The sequence below is a fragment of the Congregibacter sp. genome (genome assembly GCF_045107095.1).
Taxonomy (GTDB): domain Bacteria; phylum Pseudomonadota; class Gammaproteobacteria; order Pseudomonadales; family Halieaceae; genus Congregibacter.
Genome location: NZ_JBGCFU010000019.1, coordinates 1 through 9,421 on the forward strand (window position 1 = coordinate 1; position 9,421 = coordinate 9,421).

At 52.1% G+C, this 9,421-nt stretch carries 10 protein-coding genes; 4 read left to right on the forward strand and 6 right to left on the reverse strand.

Annotation, left to right across the window (positions count from 1 at the left end):
* Both AB8B76_RS04045 and AB8B76_RS04050 read right to left on the reverse strand, forming a co-directional pair.
* Positions 1 to 2,844: sialidase (locus tag AB8B76_RS04045; protein ID WP_405270517.1), on the reverse strand; the 2,844-nt coding region annotated here is incomplete at its 3' end.
* Positions 2,845 to 2,958: 114 nt separating this feature from the next.
* Complete coding sequence (locus AB8B76_RS04050) at positions 2,959 to 3,186, reverse strand: hypothetical protein (RefSeq protein ID WP_405270519.1); 228 nt, start codon at positions 3,184 to 3,186, stop codon at positions 2,959 to 2,961.
* A 123-nt stretch (positions 3,187 to 3,309) separates the two neighbouring features.
* Between AB8B76_RS04050 and AB8B76_RS04055 the strand changes: the two genes are divergently transcribed.
* Complete coding sequence (locus tag AB8B76_RS04055; RefSeq protein ID WP_405270521.1) at positions 3,310 to 4,128, forward strand: formyl transferase; 819 nt, start codon at positions 3,310 to 3,312, stop codon at positions 4,126 to 4,128.
* Between the two features lie 43 nt (positions 4,129 to 4,171).
* Entirely contained in the window at positions 4,172 to 4,789 is a 618-nt protein-coding gene (locus AB8B76_RS04060) for a LysE family translocator (RefSeq protein WP_405270523.1), read from the forward strand.
* A 66-nt stretch (positions 4,790 to 4,855) separates the two neighbouring features.
* Here the strand turns inward: AB8B76_RS04060 and AB8B76_RS04065 are convergent, their stop codons facing one another.
* Positions 4,856 to 5,062, reverse strand: a complete 207-nt coding sequence (locus AB8B76_RS04065) for a DUF6435 family protein (protein ID WP_405270525.1) — start codon at positions 5,060 to 5,062, stop codon at positions 4,856 to 4,858.
* A gap of 118 nt (positions 5,063 to 5,180) precedes the next feature.
* A complete protein-coding gene (locus AB8B76_RS04070; protein ID WP_405270527.1) occupies positions 5,181 to 5,690 on the reverse strand; it encodes a fasciclin domain-containing protein in 510 nt (169 codons plus the stop codon).
* Positions 5,691 to 5,937: 247 nt separating this feature from the next.
* Between AB8B76_RS04070 and AB8B76_RS04075 the strand changes: the two genes are divergently transcribed.
* On the forward strand, positions 5,938 to 7,077 hold the full coding sequence (locus tag AB8B76_RS04075; RefSeq protein ID WP_405270529.1) for a murein transglycosylase domain-containing protein: 1,140 nt from the start codon (positions 5,938 to 5,940) through the stop codon (positions 7,075 to 7,077).
* 48 nt (positions 7,078 to 7,125) lie between these two features.
* Here the strand turns inward: AB8B76_RS04075 and AB8B76_RS04080 are convergent, their stop codons facing one another.
* Positions 7,126 to 7,752 carry a PEP-CTERM sorting domain-containing protein gene (locus tag AB8B76_RS04080; protein WP_405270531.1) on the reverse strand — a complete coding sequence of 209 codons (627 nt, stop codon included), beginning with the start codon at positions 7,750 to 7,752 and terminating at the stop codon, positions 7,126 to 7,128.
* A gap of 191 nt (positions 7,753 to 7,943) precedes the next feature.
* Positions 7,944 to 8,729: an SDR family oxidoreductase gene (locus tag AB8B76_RS04085; protein ID WP_405270533.1), complete on the reverse strand. Its 786-nt coding sequence runs from the start codon at positions 8,727 to 8,729 to the stop codon at positions 7,944 to 7,946.
* A 380-nt stretch (positions 8,730 to 9,109) separates the two neighbouring features.
* On the opposite strand from AB8B76_RS04085, the gene AB8B76_RS04090 reads away from it, so the two are divergent.
* Positions 9,110 to 9,421, forward strand: a 312-nt coding sequence (locus AB8B76_RS04090) for an enoyl-CoA hydratase-related protein (protein WP_405270534.1), incomplete at its 3' end; no start/stop codon positions are given.

Sequence of the window (9,421 nt, forward strand, 5' to 3'; positions counted from 1 at the left end):
GCCAAAAGCTTTCAACACCTCTTGCGTCTGACCCTCCAGCGAGCTCAGTAGCTGTCTATCGTTATCAGTCAGGCGTTCATAGGGCGAGTGCGTGTAGTAAAAAGCTTTACTTAGACGATGAGACAGCTTGCCTGAATCACTGATAACGCCCTGAAAATCACGAAACGCGATAAGCTCCCACACGGCGACTATCTTCTTATGTAACTGAGCTGACGCTCTCTCAGGAAGCTCAACGTCACGCTCCAGACGCTCTTCCATGCAGGCCAATACCTTCAGCACGTCCTTTGATTGAGTCTGCAAAGACTCAATGGCCTGACGGTACTTCAAGTTTTGTTGATAGCTGCCTTCCTCGTGTTTAACTCTCGGGTCAGCCAAGAGCCGGAGCTCGCTACTGCGTTTAAGCGTGCCCGCGCTAATCGTTACGGTATACACACCCGGTGCAGCCAACGGTTGCTCCAGTACAGGACTCATAAGCGGCCCATAGATTTCTTGCCCTGCCCACTGCAAGTCCCAGAATGTACGATTCATCCCCTGCTCAACGTGCTGCTCCCATTGGCGCACAAGCTGATCTTTTTGCGTTATGGATACCGTGACAGTCTCGACTTCTTCGTTATTTATCCAAAAGCTAATCAGCGCCTGGCGGCCGTTGTTGTTACCGGAATACAGGTTGTCAGGAGATAGGCGTTGGCCAATCGCCTGATCGATCACCGGTTGATAGCTCGCGGGAGGTGCAAAAAGTTGCAAAGACTCCTCTGTTAATTCTGGCTCCCCCGCCAGGACTCGCCAGGGCGTAAGATCATCGAGTATCCAAATACTGCGACCAAAACTTGCCACCACCAAGTCTGCTTCTCGCTCCTGTACCGCCATATCCATGGTTGAGACTGCTGGGTAACCTTTTGTCCACTGCTGCCAAGTCACCCCCTCATCGAGAGATACGTAAAGTCCGTACTCTGTGCCCAGGAACATCAGACGCGGCTCAACGGCATCTTGTACAAATGACAGAGCATAGGCCGGGATGTGCTGATCTTTTAGCACATTGACCCACGTCACCCCGTAGTCTTGAGTACGAAAGAGGTACGGGGTCGTGTCGCCCTGCAGGTGGTTATCAATCACCACGAACGCTTCGTTCGCCGAGTAACTCGAGGGTATTATTTGTTTAACCCAACCCGCCAAGGGCGCACCGGGCAGATTAGCGGTGACATCCGCCCAGGATTCACCGCCACTTCGAGTGAGGTGCACTCGACCGTCATCCGAACCAACCCAAAGCAAGCCCTTCTCTAGTTCGCTGGGGGCGATCACAGTGATCGTCGTATGGTTCTCGGCCGCTGTCGCGTCGATAGACAGACCACCGGACAAATGTTGCTGTTGCTTAGTAGCGTCGTTAGTCGTGAGATCAGGACTAATCACGTCCCAGGAAGCACCGCGATCGTTACTACGATGAACAAACTGACTACCGATAAAGAGCGTAGCCGCATCAAAGGGGCTAGCTGCAATTGCAGCATTCCAGTTAAAACGCAAAGGCTGCGCATCTGCCACGGGCATGATGGTTTTTCGCTGACCTGTCAGCGTATTGATGCGAACAAGCATACCGCCCTGCCACAATGCGTAGACCCATGGATCACCCTGCCCCCCAAGGACCACATCAAAACCGTCGTTGAACGCTAATTCTCGCCAGTAACTATTGCGAATACCCCCTCTATTCCAAACCTCACTGGGACCGTACCAGGTACCGTTATCTTGAAGGCCTCCATAGACTTTATAAGGAACCGCGTCATCAACCGTGATGTGATAAAACTGTCCGAGAGGTAAGTTCTCTGCGAAGCGCCAGTTATCGCCCCGATCCCGCGACCAGTACAAACCACCATCGGTACCGTCGATGATAAAACTTGAATCATCTGGGTCGATCCAGAAAGCGTGGTGGTCAGCGTGCACCTCCATCCCCCAGTCTTCGATCACCTCAAAATCCGTACCGCCGTTATTAGATCGTGCCAGGCGTGAGTAGAGGTTATAGACGTGATCCGGATTTTGCGTATCCACATGAATTTCAGCAAAGTAAAAAGGACGGCTGCCTATAGTTTCGGTATTCACCATGGACCAAGACACTCCACCATCATCAGACCGATACAGCGCGTTCTTTTTGGATTCGATCAAGGCATAGACACGATCAGGCTCAGAGGGTGCAATCGCGACTCCTATCCTGCCATAGGGCTTTTTCGGAAGGCCCGATGCCTCACCAAGCTCTGCCCAAGACTCACCGCCATCGCTACTCACATACAGTCCTGATCCAGGACCACCGGAAGCAGAGTCCCAGGGGCTGCGACGAAACTCCCATAGCGTGGCAATCAGCCTATCGGGATTGCGGGGGTCCATCACAAGGTCCGCTACGCCGCTTCGGCTGTTGCTAAACAGCACTCGACGCCAACTCTCGCCACCGTCCACCGATTTGTATACGCCTCGACTGTCAGTTGCCTTGAAGGGGTCACCCAAAACACCAGCCCAAACAACCTGCTCGTTTTTGGGATGGACTATCAGACGATGGACATTGCGACTTTGCTCGATACCCAAGTGCTCCCAGCTCTTGCCTCCATCAACGCTTTTGTAGAGGCCGTTGCCACTAGACTGGGAGTTTCGAGGATTGCCCTCTCCCGTGCCGACATACACAACTTCCGGCTGGGACGGTGCTACGGCTACGGCGCCGATAGATTGCACGGGTTGAGCATCGAAGATTGGCTCGAAAGTCGTACCAGCATTCACTGTCTTCCATAGGCCACCCGATGCCGAGCCGATGTACCAGATGTTTTTGTTGGATGGGACCACCGCTATCGAGGTGATTCGTCCACTCATACCCGCGGGGCCTATGCTACGGAGAGGCAACTGAATGTGGGATTGTGCAGTGGCTACACTACTGAGAAACAGACCGAAAATGAAAATACCAGCTAGACAACGCATGAACACACCTCACTGCTTATTGTCATTAGCAGCACTCTCCAGCGCTTCCTCATACTCGCTATAGCTCGTGTCGTACTGACTCGCGCAGTCTTCGGCCTGTGCTTCAGGCAGTTTGCTGCATTCAAAACGCTGATTGTCTTGAATAGCGGTGTAAATCTGCTCACTACTACAGCCCGACAACAGCAACAGGAAAAATCCCAGAAAGAACAATGAACGCATAGACGGACGCTTGAGCATCAACCTGGTCTCCGAATGAGTCAAAAGGCTGTTTATCTTACAACGAAGGCATTACCTTAGCGTTATTGTTCATTGGCAAGCGCTCAGCGCGAGTGACGAGCACCAACTCTACTAAAGACCGCAATGCGTATTACCGTCCTCGCCAATAGAGACCTTCACAGCAACATAGCGCTGAACCTGCTGCTACCGACGCTCTCGCAGCACAGCTTCACGATCTTTCTGTCTGACGCTGTAGGTGCTCCCTCAGAAGGCTACCAGGCTCCTCAAGGCCTTCAGGAGATGAGGTTCTTCGAACAAGAGCTGTTTAAAAACACCATTGAAGAATTGATTGAGCTGCAACCACAGTCCGGCAGAAGATATCTGAGTTTTAAGGAGCTTAGCGAATTAGCCGAGCAGCCTATTAGAACCTGCAAGAACATAAATAAAGAGCAGGAGCTTGAAGCGTTTCGGCGCTCAGCGCCCGACGTAGCGCTTTCAATCAGGTTTGGATCGATTCTCCGCGAACCAGCGATTGAGGTCCCGACACTTGGAGTTATTAATCTTCACTCTGGACTACTACCGGACTATCGAGGGATTCTTACAACGCTCCATTCTCTTGTAAATCAAGAGACCGAAGTAGGTTGCACGCTTCACTACATCGACTCCCCCTCCATCGATACGGGAGCAATCATTGATCAAAGACTGATTGCCGTCGATAAATCGAAATCTTTGTTGTGGCACGTGCTTCAGCTTTATCCTTCCGGCTGCTCCATGATGAATAACGCCATAGAGGATCTTGCTGCCGGTAAAAACCTCGCGAGCACGGCTCAGGGACCCAGCTCAAAACCCTACTTTTCGCTGCCAACATCTGAAGATTTTGAGAGACTGTCGCAAGCCGGCTTTCGAGTTTGGAACCCCGAAGACATATCGCAGCTATATCAGCTCTTTCTCAGCAAACAGTAAGCAAAAGACCAAGAATCTTTATCATTTATAGGAAATCAACCTGATGGAGCTACTTCCTCTAAGCTCAACCGCATTGGCTTTTTTCGTTATCGCCGCCTCGCCCGGTCCTGCGACTCTTTCGAACGCCGCGATCGCGATGAGTTATGGCCGAAAACCCAGCCTCGTCTATGGATTAGGACTCTCTTGCGGCTTGATCTTTTGGGGGCTGATCGCAGTCACTGGCATGGGAGCGCTACTGCAAAGCTCTATTTATCTGTTAACGGCGCTGAAAGTCTTCGGGGGTGCGTACTTGTTATGGTTGGCGTACCTTTCAGCCCGGTCGTCGCTCAGTGACGAGCGCGCGCCGAACACTGCAAACACTAGCCGGCGATGGTTCTTGCGAGGGTTACTGCTCAACATGTCCAACCCAAAGTCCGTGATTGCGTGGATGGCCGCACTGTCGATAGGCTTGGATGGCAACGCTAGCGCCAGCAGTCTGACAGCTCCGACTATTGCCTGCATCGCGGTTGGATTTATCACTAACGCGCTTTACTCATTCATATTTTCTGTCGAGGGAGTGATGATCAGCTATACGCGATTTCGCCGGCGGATTGAGGCTATCACTGCCACCATCTTCACGGTAAGTGGCTTGGGCATGATCCGTTCTGCCTTCTCCAACTAGTCTAGTTAAAGCTGCTCCTACTCCAGCGAGTCTTGGAGACCCCTGCCTAAGCCATTCACGAATCGCTTATTCCGATGCCTCGGCTTTGAAAGCGTCGATTTTGTCTTTAAGAGCTTCTGCTTCGGCGGTTAAGGCCGAATAGGTGCGAATGTCACCGTTTCGTTGCGCCTGGAATGCGCGGGTACTCAAGTCTGTACGCTCTTGCTCGAGTTTTTTTAGCGGGTCCTTTTTGAACATTCCGAACATAAACTTCTCTCTTTCTGAAACTGACATAACAAAAGAGCCCACTGATGTGGGCTCTTAACTTATGTGGGCTCTTAAGGTATGTGTGCTCTTCAGTGCGAGCAACAGTTCATGTAATCAAAAGCTGCGCTAGATCCAGCTAGAGGTCTTAGGCGCCGGGCAAAATGACCGTATCGATCACGTGAATGACGCCGTTAGTCGCTTCGAGGTCAGTCATCACGACGGTCGCCGCGTCTACCATAACGCCTGCATCAGTCGCTGAGATGCTTACCGACTCGCCTTGTACCGTTACCGCGCTATCCAGAGTCACTACGTCCGCCGCCATGACCTTGCCGGCGACGACATGATAGGTGAGTACAGCGACGAGTTGATCTTTGTTCTCTGGCTTCAGCAGCGTTTCTACTGTGCCCGCAGGCAGCTTAGCAAACGCAGCGTTGGTCGGCGCAAACACGGTGAAGGGGCCCTCACCTACCAGCACATCCACGAGGCCTGCGGCCTTTACAGCTGCGACCAGTGTAGAGAAGTCGTCATTGCCAGCGGCGATTTCAACGATGTTCTGCGTGGGCATATCATGACCACCTTCGTGATGGGCTGCCTGAGCAAACACCGAAGTGACCATCAATAGCATTGCGAATTGAATCTTCTGTAACGTTTTCATAACCATGTCCTTTAAGGGATAAACTGATTAGACGGAGTGCGCCGCTTGGTTGGAAGCACTGTCTCGTCGCAGTAACTTGCACTACGCAAATACTTACGACAGCCAAACGGTATTGGGCCGTCACTGTTCATGCTTTGTCGAAGCTGACTTGAGTAGTAACTTTTATCGAGGTGCAGACAGAAGGATCTCTTAGTCAGCAGAAAGTCGGTATGCTGAGCTCTGTTAAAGGAACTGCAGGAACCTTTCAATGACGCTTCGCGTGATCATCGCGACCCTGGGCCTCGGGCTTATGCTGGGAAGTTGTGCAAACCCTTCCCAAACCGTCATCGATGCCACCCTGAGTGGAGATCCCGAACGTATCGCCCGTGCGGTTCTCGAGGATCAGTTGCAACGTCAGGGTATTCCCACGGACATCGAAGGTTTGCCAGAATTAATAGAGGCCGTTAGTGGCGTACTGGTGGAAATCTGGGGAGAAAAAGAGCCAGAAGTCGCCTCTGACCACCGCTACGTTAAATACAGTAATGCCTACGAAGCGAGAGCAATCATTGATTTCGACGCGGGCTGGCTGCAGGTCGAGACAATCGCGTCAGACGACCCTATCGATAAGTTGCGACAAGCTATTGTCAGCACCCTGCTCACCACCCGCGATATGAGCGTTCAAGACATCTTCACCGATGCGAGTCCGCCGGTCGATGGCGAGCCCTTCCTCCTTGGGCAGGTACTTGACGCAGATGATCAGCCGATTCGATGGCAGTGGCGTGCAGAACGATTCGCTGAATACCTGGTAACCCAAGTGTTAAAAACAAGCAGGCAAAACGGCAAGGTTTTACGCAGTGTACGAGTCGCCTTGGTCAAGGATCACTTGCACCTGCGTGAACTTGAGTACGCCGATTTTGTATTAACCGCATCTCGCCGCTACGCGGTTGATCCATCTTTAATCTATGCCGTGATAGAGGTTGAAAGCGCGTTCAACCCTTACGCGGTTAGTTCCGCGAGCGCTTACGGCCTCATGCAGGTTGTTCCTGCATCCGCAGGTAGGGACGTTTATCAACGGGTCAAAAATCTTAAGGGAGAACCCTCGAAGCAGCAGTTGTTCAAGGCCGATTTTAATATCGACATTGGTAGCGCCTATCTGCATCTGCTGGACGACACCTATCTCAATAATATTGACGACCCACAGAGCCGACAATTTGTCGCGATCTCGTCTTACAACGGCGGGGTTGGGAATGCCTTACGGGCCTTTGATGGGAACAGTTCCGTGGCCGTTCGGCGTATCAACGCCATAAACCCTTCGGACGTGTATCGCCGGCTCACCACCGACCATCCCTTTGCGGAAACTCGTCGCTACTTGGAAAAGGTACGAAGCGCACAGCGCAAATACTTGTAGGCAAAAAAAAGGCCCTAAAAATAGGACCTAGGAGTGAACCGTATAAATTTACGCGGTTTTGCGCCGAGAAAACCCAAGACCCGCCAGACCCAAGCCCAATAGCGCGACGGTGCCGGGCACAGGAACCGCAACATTGAACTCAACCTGATCGATGTGTGCTCCGGAAGAACCACCTCCCTGAGAGCGGAACAGGAGCTGAACGTTGTCCCCTGAAACAAGGCCGTCGATGCCTGTGCTCATTCTTTGCCATGACCCATCGCTCGACACGCTAAAGGGGGTCGCCGCTTTTCCGTTTACGTTCACGCTAGCCAAGATCCCGCTCGACTTGCGGTTCTGATAGTCAAAACTGAAGTGCGCTGTAGAGCCCGCAGCGAACCACTCTGGAATCACGAAGGTCGTCCAGATCTCCGATTTATCAGTTTTCCAGGTAATCTCGGCATGCTGACCTGTGGCGAGGCCATCGCTGCCCAGGTCTGTGCCCCATTGAAAACTCTCATTCCAAATCTCAATCTCCCCTTCGCTGCTATCCCAGTGGGCAACCTCCGTAGGATTCCACTTTGCCGGGTTGATTGCTGTGTCACTGAACTCACCGTTCTGGACGAGGTTGATGAGACCCGCATGAGCGCTCGTGGCCAAGCCAAAGACGAGTATTCCTGTAATCACCTTGCCAAACATATCTGGTTCCTTAACTCCCACAAAATCCTCTGCAAGCGAAGATCTCGTTGAATTTGATTAAGGAGTCAAAATAAACGTAACTGGGTGGCGCTCATAGCGTACTGCGGCACGCGTGTGAGCTTGATCACAACGTCACGGACAAAAATGTGAACCAGTTCAAAAGATGACGCCGGCGTAGGATGAGGACTGGCCTAAAGATCCAGCCCGCCACTGACCGTAACAACACTCCCAGTCATGTATGCCCCCGCCTTACTGCATAGGAGAACCGCCACTCCACCGATGTCGTCCGGCGTGCCTATGCGCCTTAATGGAATCTCAGCGGACGAAACCCTCCTCGCTTCCTCGTCGCCGGTAAGATGATTGCTCATTTTGCTAGGGAACAGACCCGGAGCGATGGCATTCGCCGTAATGTCGCGATCTGCGAGGTCAAAAGCGAGGCCGCGGGTCAGGTGCAAAATAGCGCTTTTACTTGCCATATAAGAGTACGCCGCGCCCCCAGGCTTGCCCATCATGCCCGCGATAGATCCGATATTGATGATTCGCGCAGGGTCAGCACTAGATGCCCCCGCGCTTAAGAGCGGCAACAATTTTTGCACGAGGAAAAAGGGTGACTTCACGTTTAAGTCCATCACTTTGTCCCACCCAGACTCGGGAAACCCGTCGATCGGAGCACCCCAGGTAGCACCCGAGTTATTGACCAGAATATCCAGTCCAAAACCCGCTGCTTCGACATCTGCCACCAGCGCCGTGATGTTCTCCAGTTTGGATAGATCCTGCGGGAACGCGCGACAATCACCAAAGTTGCACATCTCTGCAGCCGCGGCCTCGCAATCTACCGCAGAACGCGAAGATATGAATACTCGAGCGCCAGATTGCAATAACGCCTCAGAGATCATTCGACCAATGCCCTTGGCACCACCGGTCACCAGAGCGGTTTTTCCGTCCAGTGTGAATAGTTTATTTAGATACTCTGACATTGAGACTCTCCATATTATTGATTTCGCGCTTTTCTGGCACACCTAAAGGATAATAAATATTTTAAGTAGGCACTGTAATCTATTGTTAATTAAAGGTATTAAATGTCTAACAATCAGCTAGCGCCTTTGTACATATACAAACAAGTATGCCATTATCGAACATGCCTATTGTGTCCAATGAGTAGTCTCCAATGAGCGGACAACAAGCCTCAGAGGCAATTGGTTGACCAAGCACATTCGTGAGTTCAGACGCAGCCGCGACTAGCTGTATTGGATCTCGATGCACCGGTAACCGTTAAACCCTAATCAAGGTACGCAACGATTACCGAAGTCAGTAAAAATTGCGTGGCCAAGGCGCAGAAAACCCGGAGCAAAAACCTATGAACGATAGAGTCTCAATAAGCGTGTGCGATCACGTTGCAGACGTGCGCCTAATCCGCGGCGACAAAATGAACGCGCTGGACGACAAGATGTTCGCTGCCATTGAGCAGGCCGGCAAAGAAATAAGAGATAACGCGGATGTGCGGGTAGTGGTTCTTTCTGGCGACGGCAAAGGCTTCTGCGCAGGGCTCGATATGGGTAACTTCGCAACCATGGCTGACGGGGCCGGCAACCGTAATGAAGATAAGCTCGCCGAGCGCACTCACGGTGTCGCAAACGGACCGCAGCACGCCGCGTGGATGTGGCGGGAG